This window comes from Gemmatimonas sp. (assembly GCF_021298855.1).
Taxonomy (GTDB): Bacteria; Gemmatimonadota; Gemmatimonadetes; order Gemmatimonadales; family Gemmatimonadaceae; genus Gemmatimonas.
Map to the genome: position 1 here is coordinate 1 of NZ_JAJTHI010000039.1, position 16,128 is coordinate 16,128.

General features: G+C 68.4%; 15 protein-coding genes, 2 tRNA genes and 1 pseudogene. 1 reads left to right on the plus strand and 17 read right to left on the minus strand.

Annotation, left to right across the window (positions count from 1 at the left end):
* The 4 genes from rhuM to LW840_RS12185 all read right to left on the minus strand — a co-directional run.
* Window positions 1-834: RhuM family protein (gene rhuM / locus LW840_RS12170; RefSeq protein ID WP_291277064.1), on the minus strand; the 834-nt coding region annotated here is incomplete at its 3' end.
* Complete coding sequence (locus LW840_RS12175; RefSeq protein ID WP_291270219.1) at window positions 831-2,627, minus strand: class I SAM-dependent DNA methyltransferase; 1,797 nt, start codon at window positions 2,625-2,627, stop codon at window positions 831-833. The genes LW840_RS12175 and rhuM, both read right to left, overlap by 4 nt.
* A gap of 105 nt (window positions 2,628-2,732) precedes the next feature.
* On the minus strand, window positions 2,733-3,050 hold the full coding sequence (locus tag LW840_RS12180; protein ID WP_291270218.1) for a hypothetical protein: 318 nt from the start codon (window positions 3,048-3,050) through the stop codon (window positions 2,733-2,735).
* Window positions 3,051-3,274: 224 nt separating this feature from the next.
* The gene (locus LW840_RS12185) at window positions 3,275-3,583 is read right to left on the minus strand and encodes a hypothetical protein (protein ID WP_291270217.1); all 309 of its coding nucleotides are present in this window, start codon (window positions 3,581-3,583) and stop codon (window positions 3,275-3,277) included.
* Between the two features lie 197 nt (window positions 3,584-3,780).
* Here LW840_RS12185 and LW840_RS12190 point away from each other — a divergent pair.
* Window positions 3,781-3,900 (plus strand): annotated as a pseudogene (locus tag LW840_RS12190) (IS5/IS1182 family transposase); the annotation flags it as partial.
* 595 nt (window positions 3,901-4,495) lie between these two features.
* Here LW840_RS12190 and LW840_RS12195 read toward each other — a convergent pair.
* The 13 genes from LW840_RS12195 to LW840_RS12255 form a co-directional block, all read right to left on the minus strand.
* Window positions 4,496-4,672, minus strand: a complete 177-nt coding sequence (locus LW840_RS12195) for a hypothetical protein (protein WP_291277065.1) — start codon at window positions 4,670-4,672, stop codon at window positions 4,496-4,498.
* A 512-nt stretch (window positions 4,673-5,184) separates the two neighbouring features.
* A tRNA-Met gene (locus LW840_RS12200) sits at window positions 5,185-5,258 on the minus strand.
* Between the two features lie 82 nt (window positions 5,259-5,340).
* Window positions 5,341-5,414 (minus strand) — tRNA-Met (locus tag LW840_RS12205).
* 22 nt (window positions 5,415-5,436) lie between these two features.
* Window positions 5,437-5,820: a septum formation initiator family protein gene (locus LW840_RS12210; RefSeq protein WP_291277066.1), complete on the minus strand. Its 384-nt coding sequence runs from the start codon at window positions 5,818-5,820 to the stop codon at window positions 5,437-5,439.
* A gap of 34 nt (window positions 5,821-5,854) precedes the next feature.
* A complete protein-coding gene (eno, locus tag LW840_RS12215; protein WP_291262283.1) occupies window positions 5,855-7,135 on the minus strand; it encodes a phosphopyruvate hydratase in 1,281 nt (426 codons plus the stop codon).
* A 186-nt stretch (window positions 7,136-7,321) separates the two neighbouring features.
* Window positions 7,322-8,107: a lysophospholipid acyltransferase family protein gene (locus LW840_RS12220; RefSeq protein ID WP_291262284.1), complete on the minus strand. Its 786-nt coding sequence runs from the start codon at window positions 8,105-8,107 to the stop codon at window positions 7,322-7,324.
* A gap of 54 nt (window positions 8,108-8,161) precedes the next feature.
* Window positions 8,162-9,130 (minus strand): thiamine-phosphate kinase, encoded by a 969-nt coding sequence (gene thiL, locus LW840_RS12225; RefSeq protein WP_291277067.1) that lies wholly within the window; start codon window positions 9,128-9,130, stop codon window positions 8,162-8,164.
* Window positions 9,131-9,197: 67 nt separating this feature from the next.
* Entirely contained in the window at window positions 9,198-11,045 is a 1,848-nt protein-coding gene (locus tag LW840_RS12230; protein WP_291277068.1) for a hypothetical protein, read from the minus strand.
* Window positions 11,046-11,055: 10 nt separating this feature from the next.
* Window positions 11,056-12,714 carry an NAD(P)H-hydrate dehydratase gene (locus LW840_RS12235; RefSeq protein WP_291277069.1) on the minus strand — a complete coding sequence of 553 codons (1,659 nt, stop codon included), beginning with the start codon at window positions 12,712-12,714 and terminating at the stop codon, window positions 11,056-11,058.
* Window positions 12,693-13,076, minus strand: coding sequence for a Minf_1886 family protein (locus tag LW840_RS12240; protein ID WP_291266464.1), 384 nt, complete (start codon window positions 13,074-13,076; stop codon window positions 12,693-12,695). The genes LW840_RS12235 and LW840_RS12240 overlap by 22 nt, the downstream gene beginning before the upstream one ends.
* Before the next feature lie 192 nt (window positions 13,077-13,268).
* The gene (glyA, locus tag LW840_RS12245) at window positions 13,269-14,567 is read right to left on the minus strand and encodes a serine hydroxymethyltransferase (protein WP_291262289.1); all 1,299 of its coding nucleotides are present in this window, start codon (window positions 14,565-14,567) and stop codon (window positions 13,269-13,271) included.
* Window positions 14,564-15,043: a ribose 5-phosphate isomerase B gene (gene rpiB, locus LW840_RS12250; protein ID WP_291262290.1), complete on the minus strand. Its 480-nt coding sequence runs from the start codon at window positions 15,041-15,043 to the stop codon at window positions 14,564-14,566. Before rpiB ends, glyA begins: the two co-directional genes overlap by 4 nt.
* The gene (locus tag LW840_RS12255; protein ID WP_291266463.1) at window positions 15,043-16,119 is read right to left on the minus strand and encodes a Glu/Leu/Phe/Val dehydrogenase dimerization domain-containing protein; all 1,077 of its coding nucleotides are present in this window, start codon (window positions 16,117-16,119) and stop codon (window positions 15,043-15,045) included. The genes rpiB and LW840_RS12255 overlap by 1 nt, the downstream gene beginning before the upstream one ends.
* Between the last annotated feature and the right edge of the window lie 9 nt (window positions 16,120-16,128).

Consider the following 16,128-nt stretch of genomic DNA (forward strand, 5'->3'; position numbering starts at 1 on the left):
CTGCTCCCAATCGCGCAGGAAGATCTGCTTCCGACGCGAGGCTTGATCCTCGGCGAAATCGAGGAACATGGTCACGATGCGATTGAGCTCGGTAATCTCCGGCTCCAGCAGGTAGTTTTTCGCCACGGTCACGTCACCGCGACGCACCTGCGCGCCCTTCCACGCGGTGAGGCCCATGTTGGGTGCCTCGGCATTCACCCGTTGCGCAATGATCTCGGGTGCCGTGAGCTTCGTGACGGCGAAGTGCAGCTTGTTCTGCACCGTCTGAAACACCCGTGCCGTGTCGTCCGCACTGGGCGCGTAGTCGGCCGCGAGCGCCAGGATGTCGCGCACGCGCAAGTACATGCGGCGCTCGCTCGCCCGGATATCCCGGATGCGTTCGAGCAGCTCGTCGAAATAGTCGGGCACACCGGCGCCCGGCGGGTTACGCAGGCGCTCGTCGTCCATGACGAAGCCCTTCCGCAGGTACTCGTCGAGCCGGGCAATGGCCCACTGTCGGAACTGCGTGCCCCGTGCGCTCCGTACCCGCATACCCACGGCCAGAATCGCGGGGAGGGCGTAATGCAGCACGGTGCGGGAAGTCGTTCTGCCGCCTTCACTTCGAACTATTAAGTACGGCTTAATAGTTGCCGCATGGTCGACTTCGGCAGCCCTAATGACCGCCCGGAGATGGGCGTTGATGTTCGGCACGGTGCTCTGGAAAAGCTCCGCCATCTGCGCCTGGGTGAGCCACAGCGTCTCCCCATCGAAACGGATCTCCAGCCGCGAGCGACCGTCCTCGCTCTGGTACAGCAGGAACTCGCCCGGCGCGGGCGGCACCAGGTCCCCGCTCACTGGCTCAACTCCCCGATCATCTTCACAATCCGGTCGGTCACCACCTTGAGCTCCGCGTCGATCTCCGCGAGCGGCCTAGGCGGCGTGAACACGTAGAAGTGGCGATTGAACGGGATTTCGTAGCCCACTTTTGTCTTCTCGTGGTCGATCCACGCATCGGGTGCATGCGGCTTTACCTCGCGCTCGAAGTACGCCTCCACGCTTTCCGTGAGGGGCACGTTCTCCGTGTCGCGCAGCGCGCTGTCGGGCACCGGCTTCCCCTTGGCCTTGCCCTTGGCGGCCAGCACCACGTTCCCCTGTTCGTCGCGCTCGGGGCGCTCCACGGTGATGGTGCGATAGCCGAAGTGTTCGTTGCGGAAGATCTTGGAGATGGGCTTGCCATCACACGTGGCTTCCTCGAAGGCCCCGAACAGGCGCGTGATCTCGTCGATGTGCGCCGCGCTGATCTCCTTGCGCTTGCTGCCGAGGCTCTTGCGCATTTTCTGCCACATGGCGCTGGCATCGATGAGCTGCACCTTCCCCTTTCGTGGCGCCGGTTTGCGGTTGCTTACAATCCACACGTACGTCGCGATCCCCGTGTTGTAGAACAAGTCCGTGGGCAGCGCGATGATCGCCTCCAGCAGATCGTTCTCCAGCACGTACCGTCGGATCTCGCTTTCACCGCTGCCGGCGCCACCCGTGAACAGTGGGCTGCCGTTCAGTACGATACCGAAGCGGCTGCCACCGTCTTTCGCGGGGCGCATCTTGCTCAGCAGGTGCATGAGGAACAGCAGCGACCCGTCGGAGACGCGCGGAAGCCCCGGGCCGAAGCGGCCGTCGAAGCCCTTCTGCTCATGCTCGCGGCGGACTTCCTTCTCGATCTTCTTCCATTCCACGCCAAAGGGCGGGTTGGAAAGCATGTAGTCGAACTTCGTCGCCGGTAGGCCGTCGTTCGACAGCGTATTGCCCGCGAAGATGTTCGACACATCCTGCCCCTTGATGAGCATGTCCGCCTTGCAGATGGCGTACGACTCGTCATTGAGCTCCTGCCCGAGCATCACCAGCCGCGCTTCGGGATTGATCTCGGCCAAGTGCTCACCGGCGACGCTCAGCATGCCGCCGGTGCCGGCGGTGGGGTCGTAGATGCTTCGCACCACGCCGGGCTTGGTAAGGGCCTCATCGTCTTCGATGAACAGCAGGTTCACCATGAGGCGGATCACTTCACGCGGCGTGAAATGTTCACCGGCCGTTTCGTTACTCAGTTCCGCAAAGCGCCGAATGAGCTCCTCGAACACCGTGCCCATCTGCGCGTTCGAGACCACATCCGGGTGCAAGTCGATGGTCGCGAACTTCTCCGTCACCAGGTACAGCAGCCCGGCCTTGTCGAGCCGGTCGATCTGCGTGTGGAAGTCGAAGCGCTCGAAGATGTCGCGCACCGCCGGCGAGAAGGCCTGCAGGTAGCTGCGCAGGTTTTCGGCGATATGGTCCTGATCGCCCAGCAGTGTGCGCAGGTCGAGCTTGGAGGTGTTGTAGAACGATTGGTCGGCCGCCTTGAGCAGAAACGGCTCGGGGTTGAGCCCCGCCTTCGTGCGCTTCTCCAGCTCGGCCAGCACCGCCGCCTTGGTGGGCTCCAGCACGCAGTCGAGTCGCCGGAGCACCGTGAACGGGAGGATGACTTTCCCGTACTCGCTCTGGCGGTAGTCGCCGCGCAACAGGTCGGCGACGGACCAGATGAAGGCGGAGAGATTCGGGGTGGGCGGCGCCGAGGCACGCGCGGTGGCGGCAGACGCCACGGCGGTCGGAACATTGGTCATCACAGCGGGGATGCAGACTGGGGAGGGGCCGGCGGACATTCCGGTCTCGTAATGTGGAACCATGTACTGACAAGGGGGAAGCAGCCGAGGCAGCATCGCATTTGCCTACCTTGCTCCCTTCCCGCCGCCCCCGTGGCGCGGGCGCGGCGCCTTCTGCTCGACCGCGGCGCTTCGACGCGTCGCCTCATCGGCAATGCGCGTCTTCACCGTGGCCAGCCGCTCGAGAATGTCGCCTTCACGCCGTTTCCAGATGTCCTGCCGGTCGCCCAACATGAGCACCCACACTTCGTGCGCGTCGTCTTCGATGTGATAGGCGATGCGCACGTGCGACGCCTTCAGCTTCATCAACCCAGCCAACAGCGGCCCCAGGCCGTCGCCATACTGGTGCGGGTCGACTTTGAGCTTCCTGTCGATGGCCGCCATCGCTACGTCGTATGCCGCCCGGCCGATGTCGTCGAGATCCTCGTCAATGATCCGCTCGCTGTAGCGGAGCCTCCACGGCGTCGGCGTGGTGGCGGCCTTCGGCGCCCGTCCGCCGCTGGGCGCAGGGCTCGGCGGCTTCGCGGTGCCAGGCCGGGTGGCGCGGCTCCCTCCTTTCAGTTGGCCCGCACCACTGCGTCGGTCACCACCACGTGGCCCCATCGATGTCAGCGGCCGCTCTCGTTCGCGGCGAAGCGCGCCTCGGCCCGCGCGCGGAAGTCGTCTTCCTCGAGGAGCGCATCCTCACCGGCCCGGATGGCGGCCAGACGCGACGACGCCAAGGCGAAGAGCTCGAGGTCCGGCAGAAACTCTTCCAGCAGCTGCATGGTCGCCATCCCGACGATTCCGCCAATGGGTTGGCCGTCGGAGGTGACATAAATGCGCCGCTCTTTCGCCAATTTGAACGTCCCTGACAGGTCTTTCTTGACTTCGGACGTCGTGACCACGGCCGCGCCGGGTGCGTCGATAATGAGCATAGGCTCCTGCAAAAGGTACCACAAAGCGTACCAGTAAACGATCCGTATAGCAAGCATCGGGCGGATGGGGCCTCGCCTGAACGCCCGCCACTCCACACCACCGCGCGTTCCTCACAGGATGCTGAAGAAGCTGGCGTCCCCTCTGGTGTGACGCCAGCGATGAGGATCGGGTGCCGGCCGATCACCCGCTCCGAGCCATGCGTTGCCTGGTCGATCCGATCCTGGGCGAGCTGTCGCCGCAGTTCGAGGCGCTGTACAGCCAGACGGGACGGCCGTCGATCCCGCCGGAGCAGTTGCTGCGCGCCCTTGTGCTGCAGCACTGATTCGCTCGAAACACCGGCTTTCTCAGCATCCTGCCAACCACTTTGATCATCCGAGCGCGTACGATCGCGAGATGGACCTGACCTGGTGGCTCGGCGAGAAGATCGACTGGGCCAGCCGCCGGCGCGAGGCGTACATGCTGCCGAATGCGGACAGGTCGGCCGCGTGAGGCTATCCGCGGCGACGTGAGCGGGAGACCAGCGGGGCTGGCCGAGTCCGGCCCCGCGGACGCCCCGCGCCGTCAGGGGGCCAACGGCCCGCGTCGGCGCTTCGCCGGTGTTCCGACTTCCTTGAACGGCAACGCGACCCCCTGCCGCTCAAGGAAGGCGCGTTCTTCCGGGGTACGACTGGGGCGCGTCATACCAGCGACCTGGACTCGCGCCTTGAACGCCGCGACCCGCGCCGCCCGTTCTCGGAGCAGCGCCATGTCCCGCTCAGCGTGCATCTTCGCGTCCCCAGCCATATCGCCTCACGATGGATGCCTATCGATCCTAAGCCTAGCCCCGGACTGTAAACCTCGTCAACGACGCCGGCGGCGAGCCAACGGGGTACTACACCCGGACGACCAAGGGTGCCGGCCGTTTACCGAACTCACCCAGCAGGGCCAGCCCCCTGGCCGCCACCCTCACGCTGCGTACGACGCTCCGCGGCCACGCGCTGCCGTTCCTGCAGGATCTCGTCCCGCTTGGACCGAAGGAACGCGTCGTCGATGGCGGGACGCGCAGGCGACGCGGCGAGCTCGCGAAAGAAGGCCAGAAAGTCTTCCACCCGCCCCGCTGCCCATGAATATGGGCCTTCCCTGAGCGGCCGGCGAAGCCTCGGGAATCCGCCCATGGAAGGCCCCGCATCGGTTCGTTGGGCTAGTCCCTGACGGGCACGTCCGTGCCGGCGATCTCCGGCCCTCGTTCCTCGACCCGTCGGCAGCAGGCGTGATACACCGGCATTGAGTCCCCGCGTTGTCGACGCTTGAGATCGAATCGCTGAGCCCAGATCCTGCGCGTTACCTAATCGCCAACCGGGCGCACGCGGCGGCGGAGGGTGATCACCGATTTCCCCAGCTTGTCGTTGATTTCCCGGAGGGTCATGCGGCCCGGGGGAAACACGGCAGCGCGACGGCGGCGAGTCGGTGCCGAAGTCATGAACCGAGCGTACCCGCACCGACACGCTGACCGCCACCCGGGTGCGCGAGACCTAATTGGGGGGGAACCGGCAGAAACACAAAAGTCGCTAACTCGTTGTGAGTCGGCGACTTTCGTATCTGCGTTAGCGAGTATGGCGAATAGCTGGGGGGAGACTCGAACTCCCGACCTCACGATTATGAGTCGTGCGCTCTAACCGGCTGAGCTACCCAGCCCCTGAAGCGTGACCCGCGATTGGAGCAGACGCGGCACTTCCGGGACGCAAACGGCCGGCCCTTTCGGACCGGCCGAATGCTATGGCGGGGGCGGGATTTGAACCCGCGACCTTCGGGTTATGAGCCCGACGAGCTACCAGGCTGCTCCACCCCGCGGCAGTCTTGGGATATTAGCCGGTCAAGCGCCGGAGTCAACCCCGGTCGTGTCGTCCGTCGCCCGCTTTTTCACCGAATCGCGCGCCGCCGCATCACGCGCCACCGAATCGCGCGCCGAGGCGTCGTCCACCCAGTAGAGCAGCTCCTTCGGCCCCTTCACCAACCCGTGCTCCTCGCGTGCGATGCGCTCGAGCGTGAAGTCGTCGCTGCTCACCAGCTTGAGCGTGGAATCGAGCGCCGCCACCGTATCACGCAACAACGCCAGCTCCGACTCGATGTCCGCGACACTGTCGCGCAGCGCCAGCAGATCGGTGGTGCCATACTCGCCACCTTCCACGGCGAAGGACAGCACCGCCACCGCCCCGCCCACCCACGCCAACCGGCGGATCAGGGCGCCGCCCGGCATTACGCGCTTGCTGCGCCCCGCCACGCCGCCGCCCTCAGATGCCGAAGAGCGCGCCGCCGGGATACTCGGCGTACCCCTCCAGCTGCTCCTCGATGCGCAACAGCTGGTTGTACTTGGCCACGCGATCGCTGCGCGACGGCGCCCCCGTCTTGATCTGCCCCGCCTGCGTCGCCACCGCGAGGTCGGCAATGAAGGTGTCCTCGGTTTCACCCGAGCGGTGCGAAATGATGCTGTTGTAGCCGGCGCTCTTGGCCAGCTCGATGGCCTCGAGCGTTTCGGTGAGCGTGCCGATCTGGTTCACCTTGATGAGGATCGCGTTGGCCACTTCGGCCTCGATTCCCTTGGCCAGGATCTCGCTGTTCGTGCAGAAGAGATCGTCGCCCACCAGTTGGCAGCGGTCGCCCACGAGTTCGGTGAGATACTTCCAACCGTCCCAGTCGTTCTCCGCCATGCCGTCTTCGATGGACACGATGGGATACTGCTCGAGCCAGCCGGCGTACAGCTCGGCCATCGCCTGCGGGCTGCGCGCCGCCGCGCCGCTCTTCCTGAACTGATACTGGCCGTCGCGGAACAGCTCGCTGGCCGCCACGTCCAGTGCGAGCGCGATATCCTGCCCCGGACGGAACCCGGCCGCCTCGATGGCTTCGATGATCACCTTGAGCGCGTCCTCATCGCTCGCGAGGTTCGGCGCAAAGCCGCCTTCGTCGCCCACCCCGGTGGAGAGCTTGCGCGCCACCAGCACCTTCTTGAGCTGATGGAACACCTGCGTGCCCATGCGCAGCCCTTCGGCAAAGGAATCGGCGCCCACGGGGATGACCATGAACTCCTGGAAGTCCACCGTGTTGGTGGCATGCGCACCACCATTGAGGATGTTCATCATGGGCACCGGCAACGTGCGCGCCATGGGGCCACCCAGATAGCGATACAGCGGCAGCCCCACTTCCAGCGCCGCCGCACGCGCCACGGCCATGGAGACGCCCAGCATGGCGTTGGCGCCCAACCGCCCCTTGTTCTCGGTGCCGTCGAGATCCAGCAGCGCCCGATCCACCGCGATCTGGTCCGTGGCGTCCATCCCCTCGAGCGCCTCGGCGATCTCGGTGTTCACGTTGTTCACCGCCTGCTGCACCCCCTTGCCGCCATAGCGCTCCGGGTCCCCGTCGCGCAGCTCCACCGCTTCGCGCTCCCCCGTGCTGGCGCCGCTCGGCACCGCCGCGCGTCCCGCCGCCCCGGTCTCGAGAATGACGTCGACTTCGACGGTGGGATTGCCGCGGGAGTCGAGGATTTCACGCGCGGAAACGGAGACGATGGGAGCCATATGTGCTGGGGTTTTGTGTTGGGCGAGTTTGGTGAACGGCAACAACAGACGGCGGACGGCATTCGGCAACAACAGACGGCAGACGGCAGGAACTACAGACGGCAGTGGGCAGGAACGACGGAGGGTCCTGCCCCCTGCTCCCTGCGACCTGCTTCCTGCGACCTGCTTCCCTAACGTGACCTAAATCTACGACGATGTCGGCGCCGGCAGGGGCTCGGCGCGGCGTTCGCGCTCACCACTCACCAGCGCCGGCTCCACGCCGTACACCTCGCGCAAACACGCGGCCATGCGTTCCCGCACGCGATCGGCCAGCACATTGCGATCGTCGTAGGTGAGCCCGGTCGTGGCGATGGGCTCCAGCAGGTGCACGTGCACGGTACCCGGACTGGCCCGGAACTCGTCGCGCGGATTCACCTCGATGGTGCCGTGAATGACCACCGGCACCACCGGGGCCTGCGAGGCAATGGCCAGCACGAACGGCCCCTTCTTGAAGGGGCGCAGCGCATAGCTGCTGCCGCGCGTCCCCTCCGGATACACAAGCACGGGATTGCCCTGCTGGATCGTCTTCGCCGCATCTTCGTAGGCGCCGAACGCGGCCTTGCGATTCTCGCGGTCGATGTAGATGACCCCCACCCCGCGCGCCGCGGCACCAAAGATGGGGATCTTCTCGAGCTCCCGCTTGGCCACGAAGCCGTAATGCGGCAGCACCTCGATCATGCTGGGAATGTCGAACCAGCTGACATGATTGGCGATGTACACCCGCGGCGCTCCTGCCACGAGCCCATCGCTGCCGTGCAGCACCACCTTCACGCCCGCCGCGCGCAGCAACCACCACGCCCACCAGCGCGGACACTTCTCGTAGATGCTCCCCGGGCGCTGTTTCACCCCGAACAGCTGCGCGATGAGCACGGTCGACCCGAAGACGAGTGTCCCGATCAGCAGGGCGACGAAGGTGAGGGCAGTTCGGAACATCCTTCCAAGTTTAGCGCGGCTGGCGCCGCATACAACTGCGCCGCCACGAGCGGGTTACTTCGCGAAATGATCGTGGCCGGCGTCGGGCGCGGACTGCGCCGCCGGTGCCGTTCCGGCCGGACGCACCTCGCCAACGACGGTGAGCGGCACGTCGCTGAGTGCGACCCCTCCCCCCATCACGGCCGCCAAACGGTCAGGGGGGACCGTGACCAGCAACTCGTACTCCTCGCCGCTCCTGAGGGCCTGTGCGGGCGTGAGGCCGGGGCCCACCGGAAGGCGTGCGAGGTCGAGGGCCACCGCCACCCCGCTGGCCGCGCCCAGATGCCGGGCGTCGGCGGCCAGACCGTCGGAGATGTCCAGCATGGCCGTGGCCCCCATGCGGGCCAGCCACTCGCCTTCCGCCAGACGGGGGGTGGGCGAGGCAAAACGGTCGCGCGCCCACGCCGGGGGCGTGTCGCCCCGCTGCCACGCCGCGAGCGCCGCCCCGGGGCCACCCAGCGTGCCGGTCACCAGCACGAGGTCGCCCACCTGCGCACCGGCACGCGACACGGGGTGGTGGGCAACGCCGATCACGGTGAGGGTGATGGCGAAGGTGGACCCGCGACTCAGGTTACCCCCCACAATGCGCGCGCCCGCCGCCCCCACGACGCGGCCAATCCCGTCGGCTACCTCGGCCAGTGCAGCCTGCCACGCGGGGGGCACCACCAGCGCCACCAGCACGCGCTCGGCACGAGCCCCCATGGCCGCCAGGTCGGAGAGCGCCGCGGCCGCTGCGCGGTGCCCGACCTCCGTTGCCGTGAGCCACTCCCGGCGGAAGTGCACATCCTCCACGCAGGCATCGGTGCTCACCACACGCACCCCGGAGGTGAGCGGCGGGAGCACCGCGGCGTCATCGCCAATATCCACGGCCAGCTCCCCCCACCGCGCCATGAGCATGCGGATGGTGTCGAACTCCACCCCCGGGCCCATGGCCTGATGGTCGCGAAAGGCCGCCGTCGGCGCCAAGCCGTGCGTGGTGGACATACGAGAAAGCTAGAGACGGCGACGACGCAACGTCAGCGTTGCGGAGGCCGGCACCGCACACGCCGGCTCACGGCACGAGCCCGTCGGCGCCGCGCCGCAACCGCACGAGCCCCTGCGGGGTGGCGAGAAAGAGCCAGTCGCGCGTGAACAGCAGATCGAGCACCGGTCCCGGCAGCTCCGCCGGGGTGCGCAACACGCGCACGGCTCCTTGCGCCCGGTCGCGCAGCACGAGGCCGTCACGACCGGCGAGCGCCATCGTGCGCGCATCCAGCGCCACGCGAGTAACCGGCCCCACGCGCTGGGGCTCCATCAACGGCAGGGGCACGGCCGCGGCGTCGTTGTCCGGGCTCCACGCGGCCCGGGCGTTCAGCAGGTACACGGCGTCGTCGGTGGCCACCAGCGCCACGCTGTCGTGCAGCGCCAGCGCACGGACGGGACGCCGAAGCGCGGAGCCCGTGCCGCCGGGGCGGCGCACGCTGGCGGGAGCCGCGGGGTCGGCAGGCCGGAGCACGAGCCCGGCTTCGGTACCGGCCCAGAGCACTTCGCCGGCCGTCTGCAGCGCGTACACGGCCACGCCGCGGAGCGCGACCGTGTTTTCGGGTACCGCGCCCGGCGCCACGGCGGTTTCGCGCATCGCGTCGCGCATCGTATCGCGCATCGGATCACGCATCGCGTCACGCACCGTGTCAGGCAACGCGTCGCGCACGAACGCCAGCCCCTGCGCTGTGCCCGCCCAGGCGCCGTCGTCACGTGCGGCCACCGCGAACACGCGGTCATCGGGGAGTCCCGTGAGCCGGCCGTACCGCTGCATCGCTTCGGTACCACGCAGTTGCACCCGCAGCAGCCCGCTGGCCGTACCCACCCACGCCTGCGCGCCGCGCGTGACCATGGCGAAGGCACGTACTCCGGCCAGCGGCATGGTGATGGTGCCTTCGATCCAGCGCCAGCGCTGCAGATCGGTGGTGGCGAAGGTGATGCCGCCATCGCGATTCGAGAGACCGAGCCCGGCAATCCACACGCCGTCGGCAGCGGGCGCGAGCGCTCCCGCACCGCCTTCGCGCAGCCCATAAGGGAACGCCGTGGCCGTACCCACCAACGGGTCCACGCGCAGCAGTCCCTCGCCATCGGTGCCCACCCACAGCTCGCCGGCGCGATCGGGCGAGGCGGCGGCCGCGCGCATGACCACCGAACGCAGGGGCCGGTTGCCGGCGGCGTTGCGCCGTAGCTGCGCAACCGCCTGCTGCAGCTGCGACCGCAGCGCCGGGTAGCGGCCTTCGAGATCGGCAAGCGACGGCGGCACGACCACGGCCGCCAGCGCCGGTGACCCGGTGAGCGGGGTGGCGATACCCACCCGCGAAACGCGCAGCCATTGTCCGCCACTCTGCACCAGCGCCTCGCCGCTGGCGGTGGGCGCCCGCTCGAAGACGATGCGTTGCGGCACGCCGGTCACGAGCACGCGTTGCGCCTGCCCCGTGAGCGGGCGGTACACGATCACGGCCCCCGGCACCCCAATCCACAGCGCATCCTCCACCGGGTCGCCAACGAGCAGTGCAATGCCCGGGCCTGCCGTGCGCGCATCAAACGCCGGTGACAGACCGAGTTCCCGTTGCAGGTCGTCGGTGGGGGGCTGCGTCCAGCGCTCGGTGAAGCGGTCGAAGATGGCCACGCCACCGGGCCCTGCGGCGTAAACGAAGCGCCGCGAGGCGGCCACGGCGTTCACGGTGGCGAAGCTTCCCACGAGGACGCGTTCCTCGCCCGGGCTCACCAGCCCCGTGGGGGCCGTGGCTCCCGGTGGCAGCGGTGCACAGGCCACGCCACCGCCAGCCGCGATCGCCGTGGTGCATGCCATGGTGAACGCCCGGGTGAGGGCGGCGATGTTCGCCAGGGGGTGTTGGCGATGCGCGGCGCGGGGCATGCCGGCGCCGCTAGACCGCGGGGAGTTCGGCGAGGACGGCCGGAGGGAGCGGAGGCGGCGCGGCCAGCGCGCCCCACACGCTGCGGGTGGCCGCCAGCACGTCGTCCAGCGTGGTGCCTCGTGCCGTGGCGCGTGCCGCGCCGTGCACCTGCTCGGCCGCCCGTCCGTGCACGGTGGCGCCAAGCACCGCCGCCGCCTCGCCCGACGCCCCCTGCGCCAGCAGCGCGGCCACGATGCCGCTGAGGCAGTCACCGCTGCCGCCGGTTGCCAATAGCGGGGTGCCGTGCGGCACCACCCACAACGGCGCGCCGTCCGGTGGTGCCACCAGCGTTGGCGTGCCCTTGAGCAGGACGGTGCACTGTGCGCGCGTGGCGAATTGCTGAAGCAGGGCGGCACGCTCGCTCCACGCCGGGGGCAGGTGGGTCCCCAGCAGCCGGCCAAACTCACCCGGATGCGGCGTGCACACCACCGCGCGCGCATCGCGTGTCCAGTGCTGCAGCAGCGACGCCGTATCCGTACCGAGGGCCGCCGCCGCCTCGGCGGCGTGCCACAACGCGTCGGCATCGAGCAGCAACGGCAGGCCGCGATACTGGTCGAGCAGTCGCTGCAGTACGGTGGCCGACCGCGGGTTGCGACCAAGCCCCGGCCCCACGGCCAGCGCATCGACGCGCGGTGCCACGGCCGCGGCCGAACCGTTGGCGTTGGCATCGGCGTCGGCGTCGGCGTGCCGACCGCCCGCCGCCTCGGGCCAGCGGTGCGCGAGGGCCTGCGGCACCTGCGCCTGTACGGCGGCCACGCTTTCGTTGGCGACCACCGCGTGCACCAGCCCGGCCCCCGCCTGCAGCGCCGCCCGTGCGGCCAGGGCAATGGCACCAGCCATCCCCTCGTCGCCGCCGGCGAGCGCCACGCGTCCGCGCGTGCCCTTGTGCGCACTCCACGCATCGGCCGCGGCTACCTGCTGCAGCAGCGCGCCGGCGCCGACCAGGTCGGCCCAGCGCCACGCGCCGTCATCGGTCTCCCCGGGGCGGTCGGCACCGGCCCCGAGCCCGATGTCGAGCAGCACCACGCGACCCACGTGGGCCCGCTGCAGCAGCGCGCCGCGCTTGATCGTGCCGAACGACACGGTCACGTGGGCGGCGGCACTGCCATCGGCGATTTCACCGGTCGTGGCATCGAGTCCGCTGGGCACGTCGAGCGCCACGATGGTGGCACCGCGATCGCGCGCGAGCGAGAGTCGCGCGCAGTCGGCCCACAGGCCGTCGCGCAACGCCCCGCGATGCCCGGTGCCCAACAGCCCGTCCACCACGATCTGCTCGTGGCCGGTGGGCAGGCCATGCACCAGATAGGGCGCCGCGAGCTGCGCGGCACGGTGCGCGTCGGGGGTGCGCGGGGGCATGCGCGCGTGCACCCGGACCGTGACTCCCTGGCGCGCCAGCTGCGCGGCCATCACGTACGCGTCGCCGCCGTTGTTGCCGCTCCCCGCCAGCAGGCACACCCCATGCGCCAGCCGGTCGCCCAACTCCCGCAACAGCAACGCCGCGGCCGCGGAACCGGCCTGCACCATGAGATCGAACGACGGCACACCGCCGTTGATGACGGCGCGGTCGCGTGCCGCCGCTTCAACCGCCGTCGTGATGCGGAGGGCGCTCAGACGTGCGCCGTGCTCCATGGATACTCGCGCCCGAAGGCGTCCTCGAACTCGAAGACGCCGTAGAAGTCGTCGCGACTGTCCTGCGGCTGGCTGATGAGCAACCCGAGGTCGACGAGCGTGAACACGATGTCGCCGATGTCCATGGTGGAGCGTACCCCCCAGTGCTCCAGCACCACGCGCGCCATGACGCCGTAGCGATGCAAGGCGAGATCACGGCACGCCTGGGCCAGCTCGGGGCCGGTGATATGCCGCCGCTCCACGAGCCGCGTCTGGCTGTGCTCGAGCGCGGCCAGGACGAACAGGTATGCACGTTCGTCGAACCGCTGCTCGCGCAGACGGATCTGATCCATGATGCCTTCACGGAAGGCCAGCTCGGACACGCTTCCCTGCTCCTCGACGAATTCGACGCGAATGACGGCCGCCTGCGACCCACGGGCTGCGGCAACGGCGCCGCAGACAGGGTGAATACTGAAGACGAGATCGGGCGGCCACAACTCCCGTGGACGCCCGATCCGGCACTGCCGCACAGCTTTGTGATGCGCACACCACGGAAACGCCGTGGTGCGCGGGAGTTACACCCGAGCGACGGCGCGGTACAACGGGAAGCGATCGGCGAGCGCCTTCACATCGGCCTTGACAGCGGCCACGGTGTCGGCGTTCTCATGATCCGACAACACGCGGTCGATGAGCGCGGCAATCTGCTGCATGGCGTCACCATCCATGCCGCGCGTGGTCACCGCCGGCGTGCCGATGCGAATGCCGCTCGTGATGAACGGCGACTGCGTTTCGTTGGGCACGGTGTTCTTGTTCACCGTGATCCCCGCCTGGTCGAGCACCTTTTCGGCCACCTTGCCGGTGAGCCCCTTGCTGCGCAGATCCACCAGCATGAGGTGGTTGTCGGTGCCGCCCGACACGATGTGATAACCGCGGGCCACCAGCGCCGCCGCCAGCACCTGCGCGTTCTCCACCACCTGGCGGCAGTACGCCGTGAACGACGGCTGCAGCGCCTCGTGGAACGCCACGGCCTTGGCAGCAATGACATGCTCCAACGGTCCGCCCTGCATGCCGGGGAACATGGCCTTGTCGATGGCCTTGGCGTGCTCCGCCTTGCACAGGATGATGCCGCCGCGCGGCCCCCGCAGCGTCTTGTGCGTGGTGCTGGTCACCACGTCGGCGAAGGGCACCGGCGACGGGTAGGCGCCGGTAGCGGCCAGCCCGGCGAAGTGCGCCATGTCGACCCAGAACAGCGCCCCCACTTCCTTCGCGATGTCGGCGAACGCCTGCCAGTCGATGACGCGCGAGTAGGCGCTGTAGCCGGCAATGATGATCTTGGGGCGATGCTCGCGCGCCTGGGCGCGCATGTGGTCGTAATCGATGATGCCGTCACCGGTGACGCCGTACGACACCGCCTTGTACAGCAGACCGGAGAAGTTCACCGGCGAGCCGTGCGTGAGGTGCCCGCCCTGCGACAGGTCCATGCCGAGGAAGGTCTCTCCCGGCTTCATGAAGGCGAGAAACACCGCGGCGTTGGCGCTCGCGCCGCTGTGCGGCTGCACGTTGGCGTGGTCGGCCTGGAAGAGCTGCTTGGCGCGATCGATGGCCAGCTGTTCGATCTTGTCCACCACCTCGCAGCCGCCGTAGTACCGCTTCCCCGGCAGCCCCTCGGCATACTTGTTGGTGAGCGGCGACCCCATGGCCTCCATCACGGCCGGCGACACGAAGTTCTCGCTGGCAATGAGTTCGAGCCCGTCACTCTGCCGTTCGATCTCCTCGTCGAGCAGATGGGCGATCTCCGGATCGGTGGCGCTCAGCGCGCCGCCGGGGGGCAAACGATCCCACTGCGACCAATCGGCACTCGCACCGGCACTCATGTCCCGCTCCCCGGAGCTTCCGCCCCGTTCTGTTCGTTCGTCTGCTCGATCTTGTGCACGCGTGTTTCGTGGCGCCCGCCCTCGAAGGGGGTGTCGAGCCACGTCTTGAGAATGGCCACCGCGTCTTCGTCGGACACGAACCGCGCGGGGAGCACCAGCACGTTCGCGTCGTTGTGCTTGCGGGCCAGTCCGGCAATTTCGGGGTTCCACACCACGGCGGCGCGCACCCCCGGATACCGGTTGGCCACGTAGCTCATTCCCAGCCCCGTGCCGCACAGCAGGATGCCGCGGTCGGCAGCGCCGTCGCTGACCTGCTGCGAAAGCGGGTGGGCGTAATCGGGGTAGTCGGTGCTCGCCGTGCTGTGCGTGCCGATGTCGTCCACCTCGTACCCGAGCGAGTCGAGCACGAGGCGCAGCCGTTCCTTGAGTTCGAAGCCGGCGTGATCGGAAGCGATGGGAATGCGCTCTTTGGTCATCAGGATTCCTTGTTGGGGTACTGCGGCCACGTCCTCATCATACCGCGAACGGCCGCGATACGCTGCTCGGCTACCCGATCGGCCGCCCGGTACGTGGGAATGCCCGTGCTCCTGGCCAGGGCGAAGACGCTCAGCACCGTTTCGTAGATCTCGTCGGCCTTGCGCAGCGAGCGATCGCGGCTCCAGCCGGTGAGTTCACTGTACACATTGATCACGCCGCCGGCGTTGGCCACGTAGTCGGGTGCATAGAGCACCCCGCGCGCCTCGAGTTCGTCGCCATGCCGGTCGTCGAGCAGCTGGTTGTTGGCGGCGCCCGACACGATCGCCACCTGCAGCCGCGGGATGGTATCGTCGTTGAGGATCCCCCCCAGTGCGCACGGCGCGAAAATGTCGGCCCGGGCCGCGTAGATGTCGTCGAGCGGCACCGCGGTGGCGCCGAATTCCTTCACCACGCGATCGACCCGCGTGGCGTCGATATCGGTCACGACAAGATCGGCGCCGGCCCGGTGCAGCTCCCGCGCCAGGTGGCTGCCCACCGCGCCGAGCCCCTGAATGGCCACGGTACGACCCGTGAGCTCCTTGCTCCCCCAGCGCTGAAACGCCGACGCCTGGATGGCGCGGAACACCCCGCGGGCCGTGACACTCGACGGATCCCCCGACTTGGAGCCGATGCCGGCCACGTGCGTGGTTTCCATGTGCACGAAGTCCATGTCCTCGACGGTCGTGCCCACATCCTCGGCCGTCACATAGCGGCCGCCCAAGGAGTCCACGAAGCGCCCGTGCGCGCGGAACAGCATCTCGCGGTGCGGGGTCTTGTTGTTGCCGATGATCACCGACTTGCCGCCGCCCAGATTGAGGCCGGCCACGGCGTTCTTGTACGTCATGCCGCGGGAGAGGCGCAGCGCGTCCACGACCGCCTCCTCGTCGCTGGCGTAGTTCCAGAAGCGGCAACCGCCAAGCGCCGGCCCCAACGTGGTGTCGTGAATGGCGATGATGCCGCGGTAGCCACTCGCCTTGTCGTGACAGAACACGACCTGCTCGTGGCCCATCTCGGCGATGGTGTCGAAGTAGTGCATGCCGCGGTC